Consider the following 26,429-nt stretch of genomic DNA (forward strand, 5'->3'; position numbering starts at 1 on the left):
AACCGATGTTCTCGATCAAACCGATGTAGGTGATCGAACCAATGTAGGTAGCATCAGCGTTAGCGAGGAAATATAAAGAAACTCTTCAAGTTTCTTACTTTAAGATCGAGAGATAGTAGAAAGTGTAGTCAAGGACATCAGCAATCGGTGAAGTTGGCCCTTCCCGATCGACTAAAACAAGTCTGGTGTGTAGATAAGCGGACATTTTTGATGACAGGCGCACTCTAAACACAGGCGGTATCTTAGGCTCTCGTTTTCATGAGAAAGCCTGCATTTACAAGGTTAGTTCTATTGCCTGTTTTGTTCTTTCACACTCAGCGCAGAGCATCCGCAAACCATGACATCCAAAGTTTTAGGCATAGACATCAGTAAAAAAGACTTTCATGTCGTTTTACTGAAAGAAAGTGGTGGCACCAAACTCAAAAAATTCACCAATAATAGCGCAGGTTTTGAGAGTTTACATTCTTGGCTCAAACAACTTGGTGTTGAGGAAGTTCATGCTTGCATGGAAGCCACCAGCATCTATGGAGAAGCCTTGGCAGAATTTCTCTACCAAGCCGGATATCAGGTCAGTATAGTCAATCCAGCTCGGATTAAAGGGTTTGCTAAAAGCGAACTCCTGCGTACCAAAACAGACTCCGTAGATGCAGCACTGATTGCCCGTTTTTGTGCGGCTGTTAAACCCTCATTCTGGACGCCTACGGCACCAGAAGTTAAAGAATTACAAGCCCTGTTGCGACGACTAGATTCCTTAATGGAAATGTTTACTGCCGAACAAAACCGTCGGGAAACAGCCACAGCAACTGTTGCTTCCCTTACCCAGGAACATTTGGAGTACCTCAAACAACAACAAGCACAGATAAAACAATTAATTAGCGACCATTTTGACCGACATCCGCATTTTAAACAACAGCGCGACCTTTTAACATCAATTCCCGGAATTGGAGATGTGACAGCTTCTGTATTTTTAGCTGAAATTGGTCGGATTGAGGATTATAAGAACGCCCGTCAGTTAGCTGCTCATGCAGGTTTAACTCCCTGTGAACGCATTTCAGGAACGAGTGTTCGTGGCAAAACACGTTTATCTTGCACGGGCAATGTCCGACTGCGAAAAGCATTGTATATGCCGGCGGTAGTGGCAATGCGTCACAATCCGTTACTCAAAGCTATGAGCGAGAGATTATTGGGTCGTGTCCAGGTCAAAATGCAGGTGATTGGTGCTTTGATGCGGAAATTGGTGCATTTGGCTTTTGGTATTTTAAAGTCCCAAAAGCCTTTCGACCCCAATTATTTACTTGCTACCCCTTGACTTGTCTAGACAGTATCTACGTAATTACGCTCGATGCACCAATCCGAAAAGGTAGGTTTGTATTTATGGGTGGGTGGGGGCGGGTTTTCGAGATGGTCTGTTTCAGTCAGAAATTGTCTGTAAAACCCGCCCCTACAGAATTACGATCGATTCACAAAACACGATATAACTAATAACTAATGACTAACATAAAATTTCTGCAACCAGGAGATTTGCTCAAAGTAATTGCCCCTAGTGGCAGTTTGCGAGAATCAACCAACTTTGAACGGGGTGTAGAAATTTGGAAATCCCGTGGCTATCGACTTGAATTAACACCGGGTTTTGACGATCGCTGGGGCTATTTGGCCGGTTCCGATGAAAACCGCGTCCGACAGTTGGCAGATGCCCTCAATGACCCGGATTGTCGCGGTATTCTCTGTGTTCGAGGCGGTTTCGGCAGCACTCGACTTTTGGAAAAAGGAAATGTGGGAAAGGCGGAAAATTCCCAATTTCCAACTCCCGATTCCCATTCGCCGAAATGGTTAATCGGCTTTTCAGATATTACTGCTTTGCTGTGGAATCACGACAAATTGGGGATTTGGGGCGTTCACGGGCCGATGCTGACAACTTTGGCTGCGGAACCGGATTGGTCTGTCGATCGACTTTTTGACTGCATAGAAGGTCGTCCCTTACAATCTTTGCAAGGTAAAGGATGGGGCAGCGGACAAGCCACGGGGCGGCTGTTTCCTGCGAATCTGACTGTGGCTTCTCATTTGCTCGGAACCCCGTATCAACCGGATTTGACCGGGGTTATTCTCGCATTTGAGGATGTTTCCGAGGCTCCTTACAGGGTCGATCGAATGTTGACTTTGTGGCGGATGGCGGGGGCTTTCGCTGGGGTGCGGGGCATTGCTTTGGGGCGCTTCAGTCGCTGCGAGATTGAGCCGAGTATTCCCAGTTTTAGCATTGAAGAGGTTTTGCGCGATCGACTGGGGGACTTGAATATTCCGATTGTCTCGGATTTGCCCTTCGGGCACGAGGGAGTTAACGCTGCTTTGCCAATGGGAATTATGGCGAGTCTCGACGCTGAATCGGGATTGCTGATTTGTGGCGATCGATCGCAACTTTAGATTAGGACTCAACGTCTATAACTTTAACATGAGATTTTGCACCCGCTAAATAGCCGGGTTGGGTGAGGTTGACACGGTTGGCAGAAATTACATTTAAAATGGATTGTGTATGCAAATGTCGGCACAAAAAAAGCAAAAAGATTTTAAAATTTTCCAGAGGTTGATATGAAAGCACACAACTTGTTAAACAGTATTGCTGCTGCAGTCCTAGTTACGGGATTGGCACTTACCGGGATTTCCTCAAGTGCGGTTGGCGAACAGATAGGTAATAACGATCGCATTGACGGAGTAATTCGTCGCACTTCCCCGATTTACCGTTTCCGAAATATGTGGACACCCGGAACTCCGACGGAAGAATTGCGCGGTCAAGAATACACATTCAGCGCAAGGGAAGGCGACAACATTGAAGTTTTTTTAGATACAGATAGAAGTCGCGGTTTTACTCCCGTCATGGTGCTGTTTTACGGGAACAACAAACAAGTCGCTTTTACGCTAGACCGTTCTTTTAATTATCAAATTCCCCGTACAGGCGATTATAAGCTTTTAGTGTTAGCAAAAGATGCAGCCAGGGGCGGTAGCTACACGCTGGAAGTTTCGGGAATTGATGGGGGCAACAGACGATCTCGCAATTCGCGGGACGATTGGTACACGAGGCGAGATGACGGCCGAAATGACGGTCGATATGACAGAGCACAGCTTCTGGAAGATGATTTTGGCTTGCGGTCTGTTGATTGTCGCGAGAGACGTTCTATGGTGAGAGTAAGGTTTGACGATGGAAATCAAGACTCGACTTACTGCGCTGTCCCGACTAGAAACTTTCCGGCGGGAGATTATTACTACAATTCGCGGAGTAGAAATTTAGATTCGGCGAGGCGGAATGATAGTAGATTTGATGCGGACCGCGATCAATGTCGGGTAGTGGTGGGCGGAGTCTGCGTGACGAGATAGTAGGGTGCGTCCCTATTTACAATCTAGAAATAAACTCGAAAATGTCACAGCGACGCACCCTAAAAAATACCGTGGGTACGTCGCTATTTACAATCTAGAAATAAACTCGAAAATCTCGCAGCGGCCCACCATACATACGGCTGCGTCGCTCTGTATAATCTACAACTAACCTTCATAACCGGGTTTTTCACGCTCATCTGTAAGCTGCAACGCGTCTTTCGGAAAAAACCTGGTTTATGACTACCCGTGCGTTCAGGATTATTGGTATATTAATAATATTAATGATCTGGCAAAATGTATGAGCGTTAAAGAACTTGAAACAGCAATTATGAACTTGTCAGTTAAGGAACTATCCGAACTCACTACTTGGCTGATAGAGTATCGCCAACAGGTTTGGGATAGGCAAATTGAAAACGATTTGGAGGATGGGCGGTTAGATGCGCTACTTGATGAAGTCGATGCAGAGTATGAAGCGGGATTGGCTAAAGTGTGTCGATAATCACCATTTTACCAATATTGTTTTCTGACTCTACTTTTTCGCGGATGCTGCTCTCATAAATTTGCTTTGCAAGCTTTGCGACTTCTTCGTGACTTAGGAATGAAAAATCAATAATATCATGTCCGATCGATTGACCATAATATCCCGGTCGGGCGGGTTTTTGAGATTGTAAATTATTGGCAGATATTGTTGGTGAGGGGAACCCCTACCTGATGTCGGGCGAAGCGAAGCGGAGGGAATCGACCGGACATAATATAAGTTGTACAATTAAACCCCAGAAGCCTTGCTCCAAGGTAAACTATTGCTCTATTAGTCACCTTATTTATTTTTAATTCCTTAATAGGATTGTTTGCCTAAATAACTTCCTAGCGCTAATTTTCATTATAGAACTTTCTTCATTATATCTTATGCCAATACTCCCGACAGTTTTTAAGCAGCCAGAGTAAGCTGTTACGCATTTAAACAACTAACGAACCAGGTAAGGTGCGTCAGCTAGAACACTTACGCTTACAAGGGAAACGCTTATGTACTGACGCACCCTACAATTGTCCTTTAAATGTCGAACAGCTTACCATAAGACAAGACTGAAGAAAGATTAGGATGATTTAAAATCAAATCTGGGTCTAAATCTAACTTGTCAATCAAGGTACAAAGTAGGTGTTTATTGAATTCCAGACGTTTATAAGAGGTTATTGAAAACACAAAAGACTTGGCAGATGAATGACAAGTAGAGAGTTGATGTTTAGCTAAATTGAAGGCAATAAGACTGGCATTAAAATGAAAATTAAGCCGCGGTAAATGACGAGCTTGGCAATCAGACAATCCCGTAAATTGCTTGACATCACGAAGAATAAATTCGATATGAAAACGAGCCTGATAATATTCAACAATTTGCTCAGGCAGCAGGTGAATATCAGTGCTAAACAATAACGCATTTTTGATATTTCCCTTGGCTTGAACCTCAGAAATACAAGCCAAACTCATCTGGCAATTTAAACAACAACTCGCCTAGTACCAATGTATATAATGAAACTCCCGCTTTTATTTTTTTAATAAATTTAAGACGACTCAAATCACTAGAGTTAAATTTACCATCATATTTGTGAGGTGCTCCCAGTTTTTTTGTTCACCTTTATAGAGATAGCGTAAGTTAGCATCAACTCGCTCGCTTGCCAATAAAGTTTAAATTTAACTCCCGCACAGCCTCCCAGAATTTAGAGCGATATTAATAGCCATCAGCGACCATTTGTACGTACAGAACTAGGGAAGAAATAACGAGTATTATTCAAATGTTTTGCATAGTCATCAACTCTTGTGATGTCAGGCTTTGAACTTGAAAATTCCGGTTTTTTTCGACTTTTTTTCGACCAGCAATTCTTCGGATTTTGGGGCAGTTTTTCGCGGGCTTTATTTGAGGGCGTGATGGAGTTTGCTGTAGGCTTAAGCTATAAGATAAACGACTATCTATTTCGACAATAGAAATTACAGGAATTTCCAACCCCTGTTCCGATTTACCAGCTACACCCTTATAAAAATAAGCTTTACCGTCAGTCTTTTGGCCAGTTTTTATAAAAAAAAAGACTCAATACCAGCAATGACTGTGTGTTCAGTATTTAAGGCAGATTCGAGGAAATATTGATTAAATGGTGGAAAGTTAAAGCTTTTGAGAAAGTGACGACGGTAGGTTTTTTCGCTCAAACAACTATAACGACTGAGCTTCGTGAAGTTGACCAAACAAAAGGATAAGCAAAATATTCGAGAATAAAGTGATTAAAAACTTCTTTTGGGGTTGACTAATCCTCGGCATTTGTTGTAAGATGGATTCCATAATTTTCCTAATGGAATCTGTTAAGATTGTGTGATTTTATAGCTTAACCTAAAAGAGCGCCTTTTTTTCTGTTCATTTTGGGTTCAGATTGCACTCACTTTTTTCGCTTCTGTGCTTTATTGCGTAAGCGTTGCTTGCCGAAGGCATCGCATCCCTATTTAAAAATAGTCCGGAGTATTGTTACAAACCACTCAATTTTGGATAATTGAGCAATTGCATAAATGTAGATAAACTTTGAAATCAGAGAAAATCCAAATGAAATCTTTCAGCAGAAAACTTGGTTTGGTAGAAATGTGGATGGCGCTCGGCCATGACGTGGGAGGTGGACTAATTGTAAATGTTGTCTATCTGGAAGGGATTTTAACACCGGATGTTGTTCAACAAGCTCTTAAATTAGTCCAACAGCGTCATCCCATGCTCCAAGTTTACATTGTTGAGTCTGAGGATGGATTATATTTTCAATCGTCAGGAATAACGGAAATTCCAGTCCAAATTATATACAAAAAAGATGAAAATGAAGCAATTAAACTTGCCGAGAAAGAAATACATACAAAATTTACACTAGGGAAAAATCCTCTGTGTCGCCTAACTCTTTTGTATTCTCCTCAGAATCAAAATACCTGTGAAATGATTATTACCTTTCATCATGGAATTGTAGATGGCATATCATGTATGCGCTTTATTGATGACCTGTTATTTTATTGTCAAAAAATCAAGGATGGAGAGAATATATCTCAAGTAGACTCCCTAGAATTTATTCAGCCCATAGAAAATTTAGTTACTTATAATATTACCAGTAAAGAACCAAGGGAAAATCATCCACTCGCAACTGAACAACCCTCTCTACCACCCCAATTAATTATTGAACATCAAGCATCCGCTAACGAACGTTTAACTCGGATGTTACCGCGAATGCTTAGTCAAGAAAAGACTAAGATACTAATTGATAAATGCAAACAACAAAAAACCACAGTGCATGGTGCTATGTGTGCGGCAATGCTATTTGCTGCTGGTAAATTACTATCAATAGATACACAGGCAAATTTCTCCTATGGTTTACCTGTAAATTTGAGAAAATATTGTGAGCCTGAAATCACAGACCAAAATCTAGGTTGTTTTATATCTGTGCTGGGTTTTAATCAGTTAGTTGAGCCAAATACATCTTTTTGGGATTTAGCTAGAGAATGTAAATCCCAAATACATGATTCTTTAATTAGCGGTGTCCATATAACTAGACTACAAGAAGGTAAATTACGTAATCTTGACATGGATTCCATGAAGGAACTCGTGATTAAGTCTATCTTGAGTAAAGAAGATACTATGGGAAGAAATAATCTTTTTGCAATTTCTAATAGAGGCAAATTTCAATTCCGGCATCAAGCCGATAAGCTAAAGGTTAAGGAATTCTACTTTGCTTTTCCTCAACATATTAGTGGTGATTGTTTTTGGTTAGGTGTTCTCACGCTAAACGAGCAGTTATTTTGCAATTTTATTTATGTAGAACCTGTAATCAGCGATCGAACAGCACAGTTATTTGCTGATGATGTGATGACAGTCATAGAAAAAGTGTGTATCAATCCAAATTTGACGTTAACAATGTTGTGTGAGTCAGTCACACAAAATTAAACTCTTTTAATTTCTGGGATTTATTTGACAAAAATATAAGTTTATTCTACAATATTTACGTCAACAAATGGTAAAAATCAAATAATATGAACTGGGACAATAAGTCACTTGTAATTTATTCAAATTTTCCCTTTCATGTAGAAGATTGGTCTCCTTTATCTGTGAATAAAGGTATTGGCGGAAGCGAGGAAGCGATCGTTTACTTAAGTCAAGAATTCGTTAAGTTAGGCTACGCGGTTACTGTTTTTAATCGATGCGGTGATATGGAAGGGGAATATAATGGAGTAGTTTATCAGTCTGTTGATAAATTTAATCCCCAAGATAACTTTAATGTCTTAATCTTTCATCGGGCTTGGACACAACCTATGCTAATGAAAGTGAAAGCCAGAAAAACTGCGGTGTGGATGCACGATAACCCGCAATTATTTCCTCCTTTAGAAGAGTCTCAGCGTGTGGAATTTCTGGCAAGTTTTGACAAACTTTTTATGTTGTCAACTTTTCATAAATCTCTGCTGCCAGACTGGATTCCTGAAGACAAGATTTTTTTAACAACCAATGGGATTAATCTCGAAGATTTCAATTTAACAGGAATTGCTAGAAATCCCAAAAGGCTAATTTCGATTAGTGATTATACAAGAGGTATTGAACATTTACTTATACACTGGGATAAAGTTATCAAAGAAGTACCAGATGCCGAGTTTCATGTTTTTTACGGTTGGCAAGTGGTTGATGCTTTAATTAATTCACAATTAATTAATAAATTTCCACAATTACCAGTTCAAAAGCAAAAATTAGTGCGTCTTTTCAACCAGAAAAATGTTTATGAACATGGTAGAATTGGACAACAAGAATTAGTTGAAGAATTATTCAAATCGGGAGTATGGGTTTATCCTTGTCATACACCTGAAAGTTTCTGTATTAGTGCTTGGAAAGCGCAAGCTGCTGGTTGTGTTCCGGTGGTGACAACTTATGCAGGTTTAGATGAAACTGTGAAATCAGGTATCCGAATTAAAGGGCCTGCTGGGGATGAGGAAACTAATAATGCTTTTATTGCAGCAGTGATTGACTTGTTAAAAAATCCTGAGAAACAAGACTCTTTAAGACAGGAAGCATTAGAACTTAAAGATTCATTTGGCTGGGATAGAGTCGCTCAACAATGGCATCAGGAGTTTATATCGGCTGAAATTAAGTAGAAAATAATGAATCCACAACCCGCATTTTGAATGTGGTTCAGGGTTCAGGTGATTCAGCCGACCCACCATACAACCGCTATCTTTAGGCCGTCAAGATAGTAAAAAAGTCCTGCTTATTTACCATTTTTTTGACGTAGTGGCTCGAAACCCGCCACTTCTGCCAGCGTATAAAGTGGCCGATCCTTCACCTCCTCGTAAATCCGCCCCACATACTGACCCAAAATCCCAATACTCACCAACTGCACCGCACCCAAAAAGAAAACCGCCATAATCACAATTGTCAAACCAGTTAATGCCGAACCAGGAGAGAAAAGACGCCAATACAAAACCAAAAAAGCCATCAAAACAGACACGAAAGCCGAAAATAAACCCAAATAAATTGACAGTTGCAAAGGAACTTTTGAAAAAGACACTAAACCGTTCATCGCCAAAGCGAAAGATTTACTAAAGGTATACTTAACATCGCCAGCAAAACGCGGATCGCGTTCAAACTTAACTGCCGTTTGTTTAAAACCAATCCAAGCGCGCAATCCCCGAATGTAGCGGTTGCGTTCAGGCATGGCATTCAGTACGTCCACCACGCACCTATCCATCAAACAAAAATCTCCGGTATCTATCGGAATATCAACATCAGCAAGATGGCGCAAAATGCGATAATACATATAAGCCGGCAACCGCTTAAGCCAACCTTCTTGACGGCGTTGAGTGCGCTGAGCGTAAACCACTTGATAGCCCTGCCGCCACTGTTCTACCATATCCATAATTAGCTCTGGCGGGTCTTGCAAATCGCCGTCCATGATGACTACAACTTGACCTCTAGAAAAGTTTAAACCAGCAGTTACAGCTATTTGATGACCGAAATTGCGCGCAAAACTGAGGTAACAAATTCGCGAGTCTTTTTCGTGCAATTCTCGCAAAAGTTCGAGAGAGCGATCGCGACTGCCATCATTGATTAAAATTAATTCTACTGGGCCGTCCATTCGAGCCATCACGGCACTAATTCGCCGGTAAAGTTCAGCTAAATTTTCTTCCTCGTTATAGATGGGAATTATCAAGGAATACTTAGGTCTATCGTTCATCGCAGTTTATTTAGGGGAATCAGGTTTTCAACTGTTAAATCAAATAAATCCAAAGGTTATTTTTTCACAAATACACTTAGTGGCTCCATTGACCATTTTTGTAGGTAAATTTGATTTTTTACAACCATCTCTTTTCCTTGTCGGTCGTCATTTTTTGTAGCTGAGTAAATTATGGCACAAGGGGTAAAACTTTTGTAAGGTTCCGAGTTGAGCTTTTGCTGGACAACAGGATCGATAGTGGAAATGTGCTCGATGCGAGGTGCTGGTTTTCCCGACTCTGCAAACATTACCCACAAGGGATATTCCCAGACATTTTTAGCCCAAAATGACAGTCCTATATTCGTGCAGTTTTTAGATTTAACAAAATCTACTGCTGTATTGTAAGCAACCTCGATGTTCGGCCGACTTGCAAAGTAAAGCTCGTGTCTGCTGCTATTAAAAATGTTACTATCTCCCAGAAGAGGTCTAAAGTTGTTGTAAAAAATCCAAGGTAGCGACATGACAATCAGAATGGCGACCAGATAATTCGCTATTTTATGATTTGATAATTCCGATGCGGCTAATCCAAATAGTGGGGAAAATAATACAAATATTGACATGTGATGTCGGCTGTGCCAAGGCTGCAATTTCAGCAGAAGACACAGCAGTAAAAATGCCATTATTACAGCACTTAAATAGGTTAATACTATTTTTGTTTTTCTCCAACTTGGGGTGTTAAGTATAAGTGGGATCGTGGCAAGTGTCAGCCAGAAGTGAATGGGATTTGTAGCTGTGTTTTCATTAAATGACGGTGTAGCGATCGCAAATACTTGTCCGGGAGGCCAAGTGATGCGCGGGTCGTTTGTAGCTACGCCCAATATTCTGTGCAGGAGGTTGATACCTCCCACAATTATACCATTAATTCGGGAAATCCTCGTACCGGCTTGCATACCTAAATTTCTAATTACATTTGACAGAAAAGTTGGCAGGGTAAATACTTCTATTTTATATTCTTTAGTAAAACTTTGAGGTGCTCCGATCGCATAACCGAATAAATCGTAATTTCGCCAAAAGTGACCGATATTCAAAACTAAAGTCACCGTGGCTATTATCAAAATTGGTGGCAGCATCTTCCCCCGAAAAGATTTAATTCCTCCTACAATAAACCAAACAATAAAAGGCAAACAAAATATATAAGCTGTCGTTTTTGTCAAGAGAGCTAGACCCAAACTAGCACCAATTTTAAAAGTATTAAACCCGGTAATTCCTGCGGAGAGTCCTGCTAAACCGCAGCCAACAAAACAAACTACCCAGAAACATACAGCATAATCGTTTTGAGTGCTAGAACCCTGGAGGATACCCATTGGCAAAGTCGCAGCAAAAACAGCAGCAAAAACTTGACCGCGTAAATTAGCGCCCAGTTGCTTAGCAATTAAAGAAACTGCGATCGCGCTTCCCACCATACTCAACCACTGTACCAAATTAGCAAAGCGATCGCCCCCGCTTAAAATCTGAAAGTGCATAATCGCAAACTCAGCCCAAGGCGGGTGATACAACTGTGGCACATAAGAAGTAGGATAATGCTCGACACTACGGTTTTGCATCCAGTGCACAACCCGGCTCATGTGATAAGTCATAGAATCCCAATTGTTAGGCGGTGCAACTACAGCAATCAAACCCACCGCAGCAAAAATAAATAATACACCGCCTAGCAACCCCAGTAAGAAATTCGGAAATTTCTCATCTTGATTTTTCTCCACAATTGGCTGGACAATTTTAAATTTTAGATAAAAAATCAACAACAGAATATCTACTACCAACCACAGCCCGAACACCCACTCAAAAGTCAGCAACCTAAATAAACTAAAAATTTCAGTAGATAAAGCAACAATAACTCCCGCCACAATTGCTGCGGACAAAATAGCGCTGCGCCAACAATTATCTATTTTATGAAATATGAGAAACAAAATGCCCAGAGCCACCAATGGAATCAAGCCGAATATATCTGTTATCATAGATTGGGAGCCTGAATTTAAGACAGGACGCTCAGCGCGGGAAGGCTAAAACCCAGGTTTTATTGTTAATTCCTGGTTGTCTTTCCCCACTGTTTTATAGTATAAACCATGTGGTTTGCGTAAGTCCTCTAACAATTACCATCATAACGGAGAGATAAACAAATCATGGCTAATTCTAACTATCTTTGGCAAGCCAATCAAGACTTAAGCGAAGCTTGTCTGCAACATCCCTTTGTCAGAGGCATTGCTGACGGCAGCCTGCCCCAAAATAGTTTTGCCTATTACGTTGCACAAGACGCATTTTTTCTGGGAGCATTCGCTCGCGCTTACAGTATCGCTGCGGCAAAAGCACCCGACTGGGAGGGGTTTGAAATTCTCCACAATCTCGGTAGCGGCGTTTTAGAAGAACTTCGTTTGCATCAAAAATATGCAGCCAAATGGGGTGTAAACTTGCAAGAGGCAAAACCGGGAATTGCTACCCGCCGCTACACAGATTTTTTATTAGCGACAGCCTGGGGCAGTGGTGTAGGTTTGACAGTAGCCGCCATGACTCCTTGCTTGCGGTTGTATGCTTTTTTGGGACAGCAGCTAGCTAAACCTAATATACCGGAACACGCCTTTAGGGACTGGATTTCCACCTATAGCAGCCCGGATTTTGAGATTTTAGCAAAGCGGCTGGAAAGTTTGGTCGATCGCTACGCCGAAGCGACGCCGGAAGTAGAAGCAACCTATCACTACGCCATGCTGTGCGAAAGAGACTTTTTTCAGGCAGCTTGGGAAATAGAGTAAATTAAGTTTGGGCAAAAGATATTAAGAGCGATCGCCCCTAAGCTACCCACAGCCAACTAGCAAATCTCACGGAAAAGCGCAGCAGATATATACCAAACAATCCCATCAACCCGTAACCCCAACGAGGCCTATCCGCCAATAACAAGCCAACACCTATTGACAGTGGCACAATACCGTAAGCGTAGCGCTCTACCGAGTGTAAAGCTCCCGAAGTAACCAGCAGGGCCAAAGAGCAAAAACCGAAGCAAATGATTGTAATGCTCAACCTTTTTCGTAAATACCACAACAAAAAGCCACCGCCCAAAACCATCCCAACTTTAGTAGCACCGGACAAGCTGAAACTGAACAAGTCCTTAAATATCTCCCACCAAGTAGGCTGAGGCCAGTGTTTTTGGATGTGAATAAATGCTAAAGGATCTCCCAAATTAATAGCACAATATAAAATAAATGAAAAAAACCCGATCGCGCTACCAAAACCCGCAGCATAAGCGAGGGGAGGTCTTTTTTCCATCCAAGCTGTCAGCAAAAAAGTAGGTATCAGGGCTACTCCTGGCCCTCTAGTAGCAGTCGTCAAAGCTCCCCAAAAAGCCGCCCAAATATACTCGCCCCTTTCAAAAGCTCGTAAAGCCGATGCTGTCAAGAACAAAAACAATCCTTCTGTATATATGACAGTGCAAAATAGTGAGAACGGACACCAAGCTAGCACAGCAGTTGTCCACTTTGCTGCACCAGTATCGTATCGCTCTTCCACCCAAAAGTAGACCACGGCTAAGGCACCCAGAAAGGCCAAACTATTGATGAGTACCCCTGCTACTTCCACTTGCATTCCCAGATTCGTCAACCCACGCATCAGCAAAGGAAACAGGGGATAAAAAGCCACAGAATAGTTCGGCCCGTCATCTGCATAGGTGTAGCCTAAATTAGCGATTTGGACGTACCATTTACCGTCCCAGTGCGAAAACAGTTCCCAGCCACTTTTGGGAAGGAAGCCACTGGCAAAACTTAGAGGGGCCCAATCCTCTGGCGGGAGGGAGGCTAAAGGAGCAATTATCTGCATCCCGATCGCAATTACCGATCGGCTCAGAAACCACATAGCAATTACAAAAATTAGCCCGTCCCTGCTTTTGGAGCGCGGACGGTGCCCAATTACTTCTAACCCTAAATCAGTATTTGTCATCCCTAAAACAGCGCAAGACTGTAGATTGAGAATTCAAGTATAGTCCGCTGCCAGCGAGATCGCCAAATATATACGCAAGTACAGCCGTACTGCTAATTTTAACGTCCCAGTTTATTGGGAATCCCTTCGCAGCCGCCGGGAATAGTCTCTCTCGACTTCGAGCCGCACCAAGCGCAGCAGTAATAGCGCTGCTCCTCCGACAGCCGCTTGACACCGGTGAAATCAACACGTTCAACCACAGCGCCAGTATGTTCCCCCGTTTGATAGTTGGGAAATTCGGTACGGCTGCGGGGAGATGCAGTTTGTGCCGAGCCGTAGAATAATGCGGCTGCTCTCATGTCGGCGCGAGCGAGATTGGCGTCGTACAAGACAGCGCGCGAGAGGTTGGCTTTCACTAAATCGCACTTGCTGAGATTGGCGCGGACGAGGTTGGCTTCGCTCAAATCCGTCCACCGCAAATCGGTGCCAGCCAGGTCAGCACCCGCTAACATGACATTGAGATCGATAACGCGGATACCGTGCTCTCTATCTTCAGCGTAGCCGCCGTCGCCGTCAAAGATGGGGCGGCCTAAAAGCCGATCGCGCTTCAGAGGAGTAACCAATCTAGACTGCGACAAAAACCGCAGAATTTTAGCTTTACCTTCAGCATCTACACTGCTCATAATCGCAGCCGTGCGGCCTTCTGCGATCGCCCTTTCCTGCGGCCAGTCTTCCAAAAACCCTTGTTCGTCAAGGGCTAAGTCCGAAACCCCTTGAAAATAAGCATCGATCGTTTGCTGCTGCGTAATTCGATTTTGCTGAATCGTCAAATCTTTCGAGATCACGTACTGCCGCCAAGCCACGTAAACGCCCAAAATTGCGATCAAAATTTGGCCCAAAGCGCCGATCAACTCGCCGAGAGCCCCGATGGCGTCCCAGTTGATTTGGATGTTGCGGCTTCCCGGTTCAGTATTACTACCGCTGAGCATCAGCAAGCCAACAATCCCAGCTAAAAGCCCGAAGCAGGCGACGATCAGAGTGCGCCAAGTCGGCGGAATTACCTGCGCCCAGATTTTGCCCCAACTCGGCCACATCAGCCGCAGCGATACGCCGATCGCACCGACAGCGCCAATTAAGCCCAGCCAAATGTTGTCATTGGCGAGCCCAAAAATCATCGCTGCGATCAACCCCAGCGTCAGCGCCGCCCCCGACTTCTCAGCAGTCGTTTGTTCCGGCTGCTGGGGCAGAAAAACCTTGCGAGTTGGAGGCGGTGGCACCGGTTTTTCGGGTTCAGCAGTAGCGACGATTGTCCCTGATTCTGGTGGCACAGTAGGGTTCGCACCGTTCTGACTTTCTACAGTCACGTTAGATTCAGGGCGATTGGGTTGAGAAGAGTTGTTTTCTGGTGTCATGCGTTGAGGCAAATTCTAATTTTAGCCGATCACTAAAACGATTTTAACTAACCTAGCAGTATTCTAGATAATATTACAATAGAAATCTCCACTAATTACACTCAAAAGAGGTAACGTACTATGACCCTCGTACTCCCCAATCTGCAAGAAAAACAAATGGGTCAAGTTCTTACAACAATCACCGTAACGAATCGCATCGATCAAGTCCTAGCTGAGCGGGGGTTCATTCCTGCGGGTGAAATTCGTTCATTAACTCTCGATAAAGTTTTAGTAGATACCGGAGCCACTCTGCTTGCCTTACCAGCTTTCATTATCAGCCAGTTGGGTTTAAGCCAGCTTGGAGAAACCAATGTAGAAACTGCTGCGGGAATCAGAAAAGGGCGGATTTTTCAAGATATTATGCTGGAATTTGAAGGGCGACAAGCAGTGTTTGACTGCCTGGAAATGCCCGAAGGAGTTGATGCGGTTTTGCTGGGCCTGATTCCGATGGAAAGGCTAGGCTTAGAACCAGATTTAAAAAATCCACGGCTGCGAGTATTGCCGATGAATGAAGAACAAACATATCTGATGGTTTAATATTGGAGCGGACGAAACAGCCCAAAGATGTACCATAAAATCCACTCAAAGAGGTAACATAATTATGACACTCGTACTCCCCAATCTGCAAGAAAAACAAAGGGGTCACGTTGTTACAACAATCGCCGTCACGAATTTCATCGATCTAGTTATGGCTGAACGGGGATTCATTTCTGCTGAGGAAGTTCGCTCTGTGACGATCGATAAGGTGATTGTCGATACCGGAGCGACACTGCTTTCCCTGCCAGCTCTCATTATTAGCCAAATCGGTTTAAAACAAGTAGGAGAAAGAGATGTAGAAACATCGGCTGGCATCACAACAGGTCGAATTTTTGCCGGCGCTCAAATTATTGTAGAAGGGAGAGAAGGGAGATTTGATTGTTTAGAATTGCCCGAAGGCGTTTCTGCTGTTTTGCTGGGCGTGATTCCAATGGAAGAACTAGGATTAGAACCCGATTTGAAAAATCAACGGCTGCGAGTATTGCCGATGAACAATCAGCAAACATATCTGATGGGTTAGTCGATCGGCGTTTACCGTAGCACAAACCTCTCGCCTGTGATCCCTCTCATCTCCAGTCATTGGATTTTAGATTTTAGATTTTAGATTTTGGATTGACCCCACGGATAAATTCGGGGGCTTGAGGATTTTAGATTTTAGATTTTGGATTGATTCCACGGATACATCACGTGGCGGGTACCATCAAGAAATTCTTGGTCAATTACCCGCCCTCAAAAATGTTTGTAGTGAGGACTAAACTCCTCAGAAAAAAATTGAGTAATTTATTCCTCATTCTTAAAAAAATATTGATTTTGAGAGGTTATATATTATTAACTGCGGTTTAAAAAATGCTCAAAAAACTTAGTTTTTGGGTATATGTAATAAGTTTTTTGCCCTACATCTAGCGAGCCGAATAAGCCTTGAGTAAATACAGGTCAACCGTCCCTAAAATCAAAACAATTATCCCTAAAAGCAACTCCATACTAAACCTTTGAGCATTGCCCAAAGCGACAAGAATTTGCTGTCGCACCACAAACGCCAACAGCCAGCAAATCTCCGCCTTCAGCCAAACCAAAAGGCCTCGCCCCAACAGATATTGCCGGTGAGCGTTCTCAGAAGTAATCCGTACCGGATAATTAAAAGTATGCCGATAGCGCGATACCACAGTTAAAACCGCAAAAATAATCGCAGCCACAGCCGGCACGATCCAAATCGTCACCTTGTCGCCCCAAGCATCAGCCACCCCCCCCAAGCCGAAATGAATCGGAATTCGATCGGGCAAAACCGCCCAAAACTTGACGATGAGCAAAACAGCCAGCAAAATCGCGATCGCACCTAAAAGCTCTACCGCCACTAAAACAGGGGAAAGCCCCAGAGAAATAACCGGCCGTTGGTTTGGTGCGTTTCCAGTCATGGCTACTTAACTAACAAGCGGGAAGTCCCGCACTCTAATGGTAGTCCGTTGAGTGCCGGGATGAAAGCGTACAGAACAAGTGGGTTCGATGCCCACTTGTTCGCTTTGCGATCTTTGCAGATCGGCAAAACCTTTGATATAATATTTACTATTAATAGCAATTACCAGTAAGTAAATGCTACGCAAAGTTGTCAAAGTTCGTTTATACCCTACCGATCGGCAGTCCCAGCATCTGGCACAGAGTTTTGGTTGCGCTCGTTGGTGGTGGAATTACGCGCTTAATAAGTCCATTGAAGTCTATCAAGAGACTGGCAAAGGGCTGGGACAATCTGCATTAAATGCTTTACTGCCAGCACTAAAAAAGGAATATGAATGGTTAAGTAACTGCTACAGTCAAGTGCTACAGGCGGCTACGCTTAATCTCACGACTGCCTATAAAAACTTTTTTGACAAAAGAGCTCAGTTTCCTAAGTTCAAGTCAAAAAAGCATAAGCAGTCGATTCAATACCCCCAAAATGTTCAAGTCGTTTCTGACTCTGAACTCAAGTTCCCTAAACTTGGAGTAGTCAAAGCAAAATTACATAGACCGATTGACGGAAAAATCAAAACTGTCACAGTTAGCCAAAACCCTTCGGGTAAATACTTTGCTGCAATTTTATTTGAGATTGAAGGTGAAAATCCAGAAATTTCTACCTCTGGGAAAATCGTTGGGATTGACTTAGGATTAAAACACTTTGCGATCGTTGCCGACGGCACTAAGATTTCTAAGTTTGAGAATCCTCAACATTTTGTAAAATATCAACAAAATCTCAAGCGTAAGCAGCAAAAATTAGCGCGTAAAAAGGATGGTAGTAATTCTCGCAAAAAAGCTAAAAAATCAGTGGCTAAGGTACACGAACGGGTAGCCAATAGTCGGCATGATTTTCTGCATAAACTCAGCGCAAATCTGGTCAACAAAAACCAAGTTGTCATAGTAGAAAATCTTCATGTTAAAGGCATGGTTCGTAATCATTGCTTAGCTAAAGCTATATCTGATGCTGGCTGGGGAATGTTTGTCAATTTCCTGAGCTACAAATTAGACCGCACAGGCGGTAAGTTAGTAGAAATTGATCGATGGTTCCCTAGCTCCAAAACCTGTTCAGTTTGTTTGCATCAAGTCTCGCAAATGTCTCTAGATGTGCGCGAGTGGACTTGCTCTCACTGTGGCACTCATCACGACAGAGATGGCAATGCTGCAACAAATATCAGGAATGAAGGTATCAGAATGCTAAAGACGGATGGAACGGCCGTTTCTGCTGTTGGAGGGGAGGTAAGTCCAAAGGTGGGGCGTAAGTCCAATCTGAGGCACTCCCCTACGAAGACAGAAGCCCACGCTGTATGCGATAGCATCAGCGCTGGGTAGTTCACAATTAGATTAATATTGGAAATAATAGTATTGGTTCCAATTTCCTCCCCCAACAGCTTTCGTTGGGGGTTTCCAAACATCCCGCGAGGTTCTATGACGGCTCAGGTCTTGATTGAAAAGAAAAAGTTAGAAAAACCGCCCCTAACAATACACACATTAGGCGATCGCGTCCTGCGGCAGCCAGCTAAGCGCGTCAAAAGCGTCGATGCAGAAATTCGGCAGCTAGTCCGAGAAATGCTGCAAACCATGTACAGTGCGGATGGCATCGGTTTGGCAGCCCCCCAAGTCGGAGTCCACAAACAAGTAATCGTCCTCGACTGCGACCCGGAAAACCCCGCCACACCCCCAATGGTTTTGATCAATCCCACCATCAAAAGTAGCAGCAGCGATATCTGCATCTTGCAAGAAGGGTGTTTGAGCATTCCGGGAGTTTATTTAGAAGTCAAACGCCCAGAAGTCATTGAAGTCTCCTACCGCGACGAATACGGCCGCCCACAAACCCTGATAGCAACAGATTTACTGTCGAGGGCAATTCAGCACGAAATGGATCACCTCAACGGAGTGCTGTTTGTAGACAGAGTAGAAAACAAGCTGGCACTGAATGAAGCATTAGTCAAGCAGAAATTTTCGCCAAAGGCAGTAAAATCAGTATGATGGCAGGAACTCCGAAAAGTGGTTTACTATTAGCTCTTTCGTGCATCACTGCGATCGCGGCAGTCGGCTCCATCTTTGAGCTGTCATCGGGAGAAGCTCAACTTGGCAATTTAGTCACGGGCATCATCCTCGCCCTGAGCGTACCGCTAACTGGCATATTTTTCTATGCTGCCGTTCAGGATGCCAGGGCAAATCTATAAGCAGAGTTATTAGTCATTAGTCATTAGTCAGCAGTTATTAGTAATTAGTAATTAGTAATTAGTCAGCAGCTAACAACCAATAACTGTGGAATAAAGATTGCTCAAAAATAACATCAGCTAACAGCTCGTGAGCTCATGACCAATGACTAATGACTAATGACTAATGACTCATAACTCATGACTAATGAAATCGGATTTCTGCGACAAGTGCCAGCCAAAGATGCTCTGGAAACCCCAGTATCCAAGTACCAACTTTCTGAAGAAGGGGAATGGGTCATCGGACGCGATCGCAATTGTCAAATAGCTTTAGAGTCGATCGCCCACGGCATGGTTTCCCGTCGCCACGCCCTGATCCGTCCCCTAACTCAGGGTACTTTGACGAGATGGGAAATTTGCGACCTCAACAGCGCTAACGGAACTTATATCAACGGAAAAAAGCTCTCTGGCTGCCAAACTTTAGAAACAGGCGATCGCATCAGTCTCGGTATTGACGGCCCTGAATTTATATTTGAATCTCCCGTAATCCCTTACCAAAATCAACCCGGATTAAGAGCACCACAAACGGGCAATTTTGCTGGTAGCGAAAAAGACGCTCTCACTTTAACTCAATTATTCCCGATCGCCTCCACTGGCAAACAATTAAGCCAAAAAGCTTACTTATATCCAGGTATCGCCACAGTTATTGTTGTCGTGTCGATGTTTGTCGCCGTTGGAAATTCCGCAGCATTCAACTTGCTGCTGTCAGCTTACCTCGCCGGTGCGGCTTACTACTTTATCTATCAACTATGCGGCAAACACAAGCCTTGGTGGGTATTGCTTGGTTCGGCTTTAGCTACAGTCCTGATTCTGAGCAGCCCCTTATTAATTGGATTTATATTCGTATTTAGAGAAATTTTGCCCGGTCGCCTGCCAATCGAAGGCGAAACAATCAGTTTTTTGCCTTTTTTGACCAGAATGTTTTTCGGGGCGGGTCTGATGGAAGAATTGCTGAAAGCCCTGCCCGTTTTGGGAGCCATGTTGCTGGGAAATTGGCTGAAAAATCCCTGGCGCGATCGAGTCGGCGTTTGGGAACCTTTAGACGGAATTCTGTTAGGAAGTGCCTCGGCAGTCGGGTTTACACTGTTAGAAACTCTGGGACAGTACGTTCCCAATGTCATCCAAAATGTCACCCTGCAAGCAGGGCCGGACGCCGGACAATTAGTAGGATTGCAGTTGCTAATTCCCCGCATTTTGGGTTCCGCCGCCGGACACATGGCTTACAGCGGCTATTTGGGATATTTTATCGGTTTGAGCGCCCTCAAACCCAGGAAGCGCTGGCAAATTTTGGGCGTAGGTTATTTCAGCGCTTCGGCACTTCACGCTTTGTGGAATGCGTCGGGAGCCGCCAGCGTACTTTTGTTGGCGTTGGTGGGAGTTTTGTCCTATGCGTTTTTGGTAGCCGCGATTTTGAAAGCCAGAGCTCTGTCTCCGAATCGAGAGCAAAATTTTGCAACTCGAATATTTTCTGAAAAGTGACTTCTGACCATTGGTAACAATTTAAGCTAAGAAAGCATTTGTCAATCAGCAATTATGCTCAACATTTACTCGGATTTGGGCATAAAACTGAGATTTGGGCGGTTGAGGAATCATGCCTCCCATGATATTTATACGTACTTTCTCTCAAATCGTGAATTTTCCACTCTTAAAAAAGCAGTTTTTTGAGTAATATTACTGATTGACAAATGCAATTAAGTCTTAACTTGTTACCAATGCTTCTGACTGCTTAATTGTTAAGGTGCGATCGCACTTCAAGCTGCCATTTTTTTCTTGTGTTTTAACCAGCTTAAACCTGCCAATGCTAAAGCAGTCCCTGCAGCGGTGATTGGTTCGGGAACTGGTTCGGCTTCGGTCTTCATTAGGTCGTAGGAAACAGAGATATCTGAAGCTATCACTTTGTCAACTAGATTTACACTGCCTGGGTTTATGCCTATACTATATAGCTCCCTATACCCCGTGAAAACAGATATCCACCTATAAGAGAACTCCTCGACCGAAGCTATAGACCAAGATGCGTTACCCTGATACTTGACGTAAAAAGGTCCATATGGTTCGTCTGGAGGAATAATTATTTCTCTCGTCGCAGTGTCCTCACCGCGTGCTTGCAGTCCGCGAAAATCGCCTTGATAAAATAAAGCTGTAGCCCCTGCCAAATTGTAGTAGTTTTTGCCTTCTAGTCCCAGATAGTTAACAATGAGAGAAGGGTTGAATCTTCCCTCGGAAACTGCAACTTGTTCCAATCCTATCCCTGTAAGCGAGGAGTTATTCACCTTGAAAAAACCGTTACCTAGACTATGTGCCATATTGAAAGAGTAGGTGAGGACGGCTGCTTGTGCTTGGTCTACTCCTGCTAATGACAGCGCTGCACAACTTAAAATTGTGCTAGCGATCGCACTTCCTAATCTGAGCCTTTGTTTTTGACACATTGTTTTTTATTAAGCTTTACGTAAGTCTAGTTTATTTGAGTGAGCGATCGCCCGTAATTATCCGCATTCTTAAAGTAAATTTTTTTGAATTCCAAGATTGCGGAATGTAAATAACCGAAGTAATACGGATAAGTCATCTGTTGTATTTGTATAATTTATTACTTTCACTATTACTTTTGAACAGAAACCAGAAAAATGTTTGATCGTAATCGCCAAATATTTCGACGGGTTTGTGTTGTTGCGATGCTGCGGACGATCGTCCCAAGGCTGATACACATTTAATAGATTTTGTCAATACGCAATTTCCAGACCTTTTGTCCCAGTATTCGGCCCTTGTGTATGATTCGCTTCTGCTTAATGGCCTGATGCGATAATCGCAACTGAACTTAGAAATTCTTCACAAATAGTTTGACTGTGGTACTATCTGGATGGCTGTGAGTAGCTGAGGGAAGCCAAGGGGCTTGATTCCTGTGGTGGTGGAGGAGAATCCAGGAGTGCTAGATAGGATGTCATTGGGATACGCAAACGTTTTCGCCCAGCGAAGTCAACCCGAACCCCTCCGCATTGGGGTGATTGGGGTTGGCAATATGGGCCAGCATCACACGCGAGTTCTGAGCTTGCTAAAAGATATCGAACTCGTCGGTGTTGCAGACATAAATGTAGAGCGGGGAATAGATGTAGCAAGCAAATACCGGGTTCGCTTCTTTGAAGACTACCGAGATTTGCTCGCCCACGTAGATGCAGTTTGCGTCGCCGTTCCAACTCGCCTGCATCACCCTGTGGGGATGTCTTGTCTCCAAGCGGGTGTTCACGTTTTAATTGAAAAGCCGATCGCGGCTAGCATTGCCGAAGCCGAATCTTTGGTCAACGCGGCTGCTGAGGCCCACCGGATTTTACAAGTGGGTCACATCGAGCGCTTCAATCCAGCTTTTCAGGAACTTGGCAAAGTGCTGAAAACTGAAGAGTTACTGGCATTGGAAGCTCACCGGATGAGTCCCTATTCCCAGCGGGCTAACGACGTATCGGTAGTTTTGGATTTAATGATCCACGACATCGACTTGCTTTTGGAATTGGCAGATTCCCAAGTGGTGAAGCTGACCGCCAGCGGCAGCAGGGCCTCAGATTCAGGTTATTTAGACTACGTGACAGCGACGTTGAACTTTGCTAACGGCATTGTCGCCACCCTGACTGCCAGTAAGGTGACGCACCGCAAACTCCGTTCAATCGTGGCTCACTGCAAGAATTCTCTGACAGAGGCAGATTTTCTCAACAACGAAATCTTGATTCACCGGCAAACAACCGCCAATTACGTGACGGATTACGGTCAGGTGCTTTACCGTCAAGATGGGTTGATCGAGAAAGTTTACACCAGCAATATTGAACCGCTCCACGCAGAATTGGAGCATTTTATTAATTGCGTGCGGGGTGGAAATCAGCCTTCTGTGGGAGGAGAACAAGCTCTCAAAGCTCTGCGGCTTGCGAGTTCGATCGAGCAAATGGCTCTCGACGGTCAAGCTTGGTATCCGAAAGAGCTAGAGTCTACTTTGCAAGTTAGCTAAATCGAGACAAATCGTGTCGTTTCCGGGTGCTTTTACAGTTCGGGTTTGTTGTTCGTTGAAGACGGTAACTGTTCCCATGCAACCGGATTCGATGTCAGTCGATTTGAGATTGGACAATTCGGCGTCAGGAACCCCATAGCGAAAGCTAGGGGCTTATAGACTGTCCGGCTCTTCGAGCGGGATGGAACAAGCCAAACCTTCCCCTGGCTAAGTCCTTTGAGGACTCCGTTTTGTGAGTCATGACACCAACGAATGCGTAGCCAGTTCGTTGCCCTGTCGCTAAAAGTTAAACAGTTCTAACGGGTTAAGACAGTGCTTTTAGCCGAACAAGCTCATTAAACATTGCCGAGGCTAACATTACACGCAAGTAGAAGAGACGCAAAAATGTCTAATTTTATTTTTGTTAGAGACACTAAAGGGCGACCGCTATCACCCTGTCAACCAGGAGTAGGGCGCTCATTACTTAACGCAGGTAAAGCATCTGTTTTCAGGCGATTTCCCTTTACGATAATTTTGAACAAAGAGGTTGACGCAAGTCCTAAGCCGTTAGAACTCAAACTCGATCCAGGTTCTAAAACTACTGGTATTGCCCTCCAGCAGAGCGACAAGATAATCTTTGGAGCCGAACTACAACATCGAGGACAACAAATTAAAGAAGCATTGCTGTCTCGTCGCCAACTCAGGCGAGGAAGACGCAATCGCAAAACTCGGTATCGTCAGGCACGATTCCTCAATCGCACCCGTCCTGATGGTTGGCTAGCTCCATCCTTACAGCATCGGGTCGAAACAACACTCACATGGGTTCGCAAGTTGATTCGATTTGCACCCATTGCCAGCATTGTTCAAGAGCTAGTGCGATTCGATTTGCAACTAATGCAAAACCCTGAAATCTCAGGTGTTATGTATCAGCAAGGAGTGCGATTCGTTTCTCCGAAAATGGAAGGTTTAGCCGCCTGAAGTGTATGGAGAGCAAGGCTCTCAGTCTATTGTATTGACTGAAACTAAGAACCTTGACAACTTAATGACCATGTAGGTGAGTCCCTGCTGAGCCAAAAGCAAAGATAGCAGGTTGGAGATAAGCCATAACAAGTTGACCTCCATAATAACAAGTCCTACCGCTTAGGTGCTGAGTTGAAAGCGCTACCCAAGCCCATCAGACTAGCAATCCGACAGGTAATTCGTGCAAGGGGTAGTAAAAATGAGGGTAAGCCAGGAGTCTGCCTGATAATCCCCTCTAGCAAGAGATTATGAGCAGCGTACAGCGAAGGTGCTACTAACCATCGTTAGGTATAACCAGTGAAAACAGACTGAAGCCATGAGGCAACACTGGGAGTGACAAAAGTCCATAGGTTTAAGGGAGCTAAACGGGTACCTTGTCGTTTAGCAAGCACTTCCCACAACCTCGGTGGATAGCACCGCTCTAAAATCTCAAACAAATGGTCATTAGGAACGAAGTAACTTTTATATATCTCTCAGTGAGGTCGATACCTGAGCAGGTTGCTAACCGCATGATATGTAAAAGTGGGATTGTGAAAGAAGCTAAAGCCCTCGCGTAATAGGAGGGATACGCAGACGTTCACACATTGATTTGGAAGATAGAGTTGTGATTCAGAGTTCAAATGTCTAATACAGAGTCAATCAAGACAACTGTGGAATGGGAGATAACCGACTGGCGAAAGCTAGAGCGGACAGTCTTCAAGCTCCAAAAGCGAATCTATCAAGCCTCTCAACGTGGAGAGAATCGAACAGTCCGCAGGCTGCAAAAAACGTTGATGAAGTCGAAGTCGGCTAGAATGCTAGCCGTGCGAAGGGTGACTCAGGAAAATCAGGGCAAGAAAACGGCAGGCGTAGACGGGGTAAGTAGTCTAACCCCCAAGCAACGTATGGCACTTGCAAACCAACTGAGGCAATTAAATTACTCCTACAAAGCAAAACCAGTCCGAAGAGTTTGGATTGACAAACCTGGAAGGACAGAAAAACGCCCATTAGGAATCCCTACAATGCACGATAGGGCATCCCAAGCCTTAGTAAAAGCTGCTCTAGAGCCAGAATGGGAAGCTAAGTTTGAACCTAATAGCTACGGCTTCCGACCAGGGCGCTCATGTCATGATGCGATAGAAGCAATATATGCCAGCATCAACAAAAAACCAAAATGGGTACTTGATGCTGATATAGCTAAATGCTTCGACCGAATCAACCACGAGGCACTGCTGAAAAAACTGAATACATCCCCCACCATAAGACGCCTAATCAAGTGCTGGTTGAAAGCGGGGGTGATTGACTGGAGCGGATACGCTAACCGCAAGCAAAAGAAAGTAACCAGCCAAACACTTGAGGGAACACCACAAGGAGGCGTGATATCGCCACTACTGGCAAATATTGCCCTACACGGGTTAGAGAAGAGGCTACTCCAATACATAGAAACCATCACTCTCAGATATCCCAATGGTAAAACAATGGGTAAAAAGGATAAAAGGTCATCCCTTGGAGTAGTCAGATATGCCGATGATTTTGTGGTTTTACATGAAGATATAGCAATCGTCCAAAAGTGTCAGCAGATTACAGTAGACTGGCTAAAAGACATGAGTTTGGAATTAAAACCCGAAAAGACGCAAATCACACATACCCTGAACACAACAACAGGGTTTAATTTCCTTGGGTTTAATATCAGACAATTCGAGGTAGGAAGAAATGCGTCAAAGCGCGGTTATAAAACCATCATCACCCCATCCAAAGAGGCGCTAAAGTTGCAGACATCAAAAATAGGCATCATCATAGAAGGACATAAGAATGCTCCCAAAGCAGCCTTAATATCTAGACTAAACCCGGTCATAAGGGGGTGGTGTAACTATTACAGAGGACAGTCAAGCAAAGATACATTCCAAAAAGCTGACTTCATCACTTACAAGCAACTCAGAGGATGGGCTAGTTGCCGTCATAAACGTCATAGTGGTAAATCCTCAAAAGAATGGAAGTCAATAGATAACAGGAAGTGGGTAGGGTGCATCTCAGTTTGGCAAATACATCAAATTGAAAGTTGACCGTTGAGATAAGCACAGCGAAGAGCAAGGATAGACGAAACGTTCTCAATCTTCCATTGCGCTCCCGATATTTTCACCCTTAATCCAATGCGTTTAATTAGTGATTCAATTGTTCCCGAACCAATCGAACTTATGGATTCTTCTTTGTAGTATTGGTAATTAACTATTCGGCAGCGAT

At 43.8% G+C, this 26,429-nt stretch carries 22 protein-coding genes and 2 pseudogenes; 16 read left to right on the forward strand and 8 right to left on the reverse strand.

What is annotated here, in order from left to right:
• The first annotated feature begins 337 nt into the window (after nucleotides 1-337).
• The 4 genes from QUA00_RS11810 (at nucleotide 338) to QUA00_RS11825 (ending at nucleotide 3,865) form a co-directional block, all read left to right on the forward strand.
• Nucleotides 338-1,309: an IS110 family transposase gene (locus QUA00_RS11810; RefSeq protein WP_333409729.1), complete on the forward strand. Its 972-nt coding sequence runs from the start codon at nucleotides 338-340 to the stop codon at nucleotides 1,307-1,309.
• A gap of 179 nt (nucleotides 1,310-1,488) precedes the next feature.
• The gene (locus QUA00_RS11815; protein ID WP_333409731.1) at nucleotides 1,489-2,418 is read left to right on the forward strand and encodes an LD-carboxypeptidase; all 930 of its coding nucleotides are present in this window, start codon (nucleotides 1,489-1,491) and stop codon (nucleotides 2,416-2,418) included.
• A gap of 165 nt (nucleotides 2,419-2,583) precedes the next feature.
• Nucleotides 2,584-3,366 (forward strand): hypothetical protein, encoded by a 783-nt coding sequence (locus tag QUA00_RS11820; RefSeq protein WP_333143996.1) that lies wholly within the window; start codon nucleotides 2,584-2,586, stop codon nucleotides 3,364-3,366.
• 298 nt (nucleotides 3,367-3,664) lie between these two features.
• Complete coding sequence (locus QUA00_RS11825) at nucleotides 3,665-3,865, forward strand: hypothetical protein (protein WP_333143997.1); 201 nt, start codon at nucleotides 3,665-3,667, stop codon at nucleotides 3,863-3,865.
• A gap of 552 nt (nucleotides 3,866-4,417) precedes the next feature.
• On the opposite strand, the gene QUA00_RS11830 is transcribed toward QUA00_RS11825, so the two are convergent.
• Nucleotides 4,418-4,849 (reverse strand): hypothetical protein, encoded by a 432-nt coding sequence (locus QUA00_RS11830; RefSeq protein WP_333143998.1) that lies wholly within the window; start codon nucleotides 4,847-4,849, stop codon nucleotides 4,418-4,420.
• A gap of 1,078 nt (nucleotides 4,850-5,927) precedes the next feature.
• On the opposite strand from QUA00_RS11830, the gene QUA00_RS11835 reads away from it, so the two are divergent.
• Nucleotides 5,928-7,319 carry a condensation domain-containing protein gene (locus QUA00_RS11835; RefSeq protein WP_333409732.1) on the forward strand — a complete coding sequence of 464 codons (1,392 nt, stop codon included), beginning with the start codon at nucleotides 5,928-5,930 and terminating at the stop codon, nucleotides 7,317-7,319.
• An 86-nt stretch (nucleotides 7,320-7,405) separates the two neighbouring features.
• Entirely contained in the window at nucleotides 7,406-8,512 is a 1,107-nt protein-coding gene (locus QUA00_RS11840) for a glycosyltransferase family 4 protein (protein WP_333409734.1), read from the forward strand.
• Between the two features lie 113 nt (nucleotides 8,513-8,625).
• Here QUA00_RS11840 and QUA00_RS11845 read toward each other — a convergent pair whose 3' ends face one another.
• Nucleotides 8,626-9,591 (reverse strand): glycosyltransferase family 2 protein, encoded by a 966-nt coding sequence (locus QUA00_RS11845; protein WP_333409735.1) that lies wholly within the window; start codon nucleotides 9,589-9,591, stop codon nucleotides 8,626-8,628.
• Nucleotides 9,592-9,647: 56 nt separating this feature from the next.
• Nucleotides 9,648-11,585: a hypothetical protein gene (locus QUA00_RS11850; RefSeq protein ID WP_333409736.1), complete on the reverse strand. Its 1,938-nt coding sequence runs from the start codon at nucleotides 11,583-11,585 to the stop codon at nucleotides 9,648-9,650.
• 165 nt (nucleotides 11,586-11,750) lie between these two features.
• On the opposite strand from QUA00_RS11850, the gene QUA00_RS11855 reads away from it, so the two are divergent.
• Complete coding sequence (locus QUA00_RS11855) at nucleotides 11,751-12,374, forward strand: TenA family protein (RefSeq protein WP_333144004.1); 624 nt, start codon at nucleotides 11,751-11,753, stop codon at nucleotides 12,372-12,374.
• Between the two features lie 37 nt (nucleotides 12,375-12,411).
• Here QUA00_RS11855 and QUA00_RS11860 read toward each other — a convergent pair whose 3' ends face one another.
• Nucleotides 12,412-13,467, reverse strand: coding sequence for a mannosyltransferase family protein (locus QUA00_RS11860; RefSeq protein ID WP_333409737.1), 1,056 nt, complete (start codon nucleotides 13,465-13,467; stop codon nucleotides 12,412-12,414).
• A 182-nt stretch (nucleotides 13,468-13,649) separates the two neighbouring features.
• The gene (locus tag QUA00_RS11865; protein WP_333409738.1) at nucleotides 13,650-14,942 is read right to left on the reverse strand and encodes a pentapeptide repeat-containing protein; all 1,293 of its coding nucleotides are present in this window, start codon (nucleotides 14,940-14,942) and stop codon (nucleotides 13,650-13,652) included.
• A gap of 120 nt (nucleotides 14,943-15,062) precedes the next feature.
• Between QUA00_RS11865 and QUA00_RS11870 the strand changes: the two genes are divergently transcribed.
• Together QUA00_RS11870 and QUA00_RS11875 are read left to right on the forward strand one after the other, a co-directional pair.
• On the forward strand, nucleotides 15,063-15,518 hold the full coding sequence (locus QUA00_RS11870) for an aspartyl protease (protein ID WP_333409739.1): 456 nt from the start codon (nucleotides 15,063-15,065) through the stop codon (nucleotides 15,516-15,518).
• A gap of 64 nt (nucleotides 15,519-15,582) precedes the next feature.
• Nucleotides 15,583-16,038, forward strand: coding sequence for an aspartyl protease (locus tag QUA00_RS11875; RefSeq protein ID WP_333409741.1), 456 nt, complete (start codon nucleotides 15,583-15,585; stop codon nucleotides 16,036-16,038).
• Nucleotides 16,039-16,417: 379 nt separating this feature from the next.
• Here the strand turns inward: QUA00_RS11875 and QUA00_RS11880 are convergent, their stop codons facing one another.
• Nucleotides 16,418-16,930 (reverse strand): DUF1648 domain-containing protein, encoded by a 513-nt coding sequence (locus QUA00_RS11880; protein ID WP_333409742.1) that lies wholly within the window; start codon nucleotides 16,928-16,930, stop codon nucleotides 16,418-16,420.
• Between the two features lie 175 nt (nucleotides 16,931-17,105).
• Here QUA00_RS11880 and QUA00_RS11885 point away from each other — a divergent pair, with 175 nt between their 5' ends.
• The 4 genes from QUA00_RS11885 to QUA00_RS11900 all read left to right on the forward strand — a co-directional run bounded on the left by QUA00_RS11885 (nucleotide 17,106) and on the right by QUA00_RS11900 (nucleotide 20,704).
• Complete coding sequence (locus tag QUA00_RS11885; protein WP_333409743.1) at nucleotides 17,106-18,332, forward strand: RNA-guided endonuclease TnpB family protein; 1,227 nt, start codon at nucleotides 17,106-17,108, stop codon at nucleotides 18,330-18,332.
• Between the two features lie 96 nt (nucleotides 18,333-18,428).
• Nucleotides 18,429-18,989: a peptide deformylase gene (gene def / locus QUA00_RS11890; RefSeq protein WP_333144010.1), complete on the forward strand. Its 561-nt coding sequence runs from the start codon at nucleotides 18,429-18,431 to the stop codon at nucleotides 18,987-18,989.
• The gene (locus QUA00_RS11895; RefSeq protein WP_199292547.1) at nucleotides 18,989-19,189 is read left to right on the forward strand and encodes a hypothetical protein; all 201 of its coding nucleotides are present in this window, start codon (nucleotides 18,989-18,991) and stop codon (nucleotides 19,187-19,189) included. Before def ends, QUA00_RS11895 begins: the two co-directional genes overlap by 1 nt.
• A gap of 177 nt (nucleotides 19,190-19,366) precedes the next feature.
• Nucleotides 19,367-20,704, forward strand: coding sequence for a PrsW family glutamic-type intramembrane protease (locus QUA00_RS11900; protein WP_333144011.1), 1,338 nt, complete (start codon nucleotides 19,367-19,369; stop codon nucleotides 20,702-20,704).
• A gap of 272 nt (nucleotides 20,705-20,976) precedes the next feature.
• On the opposite strand, the gene QUA00_RS11905 is transcribed toward QUA00_RS11900, so the two are convergent.
• Nucleotides 20,977-21,651: a PEP-CTERM sorting domain-containing protein gene (locus QUA00_RS11905; RefSeq protein ID WP_333144012.1), complete on the reverse strand. Its 675-nt coding sequence runs from the start codon at nucleotides 21,649-21,651 to the stop codon at nucleotides 20,977-20,979.
• A gap of 506 nt (nucleotides 21,652-22,157) precedes the next feature.
• Here QUA00_RS11905 and QUA00_RS11910 point away from each other — a divergent pair.
• The 3 genes and pseudogenes from QUA00_RS11910 to ltrA all read left to right on the forward strand — a co-directional run bounded on the left by QUA00_RS11910 (nucleotide 22,158) and on the right by ltrA (nucleotide 26,251).
• Entirely contained in the window at nucleotides 22,158-23,210 is a 1,053-nt protein-coding gene (locus QUA00_RS11910) for a Gfo/Idh/MocA family protein (protein WP_015178266.1), read from the forward strand.
• 384 nt (nucleotides 23,211-23,594) lie between these two features.
• Nucleotides 23,595-24,125 (forward strand): annotated as a pseudogene (gene iscB / locus QUA00_RS11915) (RNA-guided endonuclease IscB); the annotation flags it as partial.
• Between the two features lie 704 nt (nucleotides 24,126-24,829).
• Nucleotides 24,830-26,251, forward strand: coding sequence for a group II intron reverse transcriptase/maturase (ltrA, locus tag QUA00_RS11920; RefSeq protein WP_333409745.1), 1,422 nt, complete (start codon nucleotides 24,830-24,832; stop codon nucleotides 26,249-26,251).
• Here ltrA and QUA00_RS11925 read toward each other — a convergent pair.
• A pseudogene (locus QUA00_RS11925) lies at nucleotides 26,236-26,429 on the reverse strand (ISKra4 family transposase); the annotation flags it as partial. The gene ltrA and the pseudogene QUA00_RS11925 overlap by 16 nt on opposite strands.

Source organism: Microcoleus sp. T2B6 (genome assembly GCF_036700475.1).
Taxonomy (GTDB): domain Bacteria; phylum Cyanobacteriota; class Cyanobacteriia; order Cyanobacteriales; family Microcoleaceae; genus Microcoleus.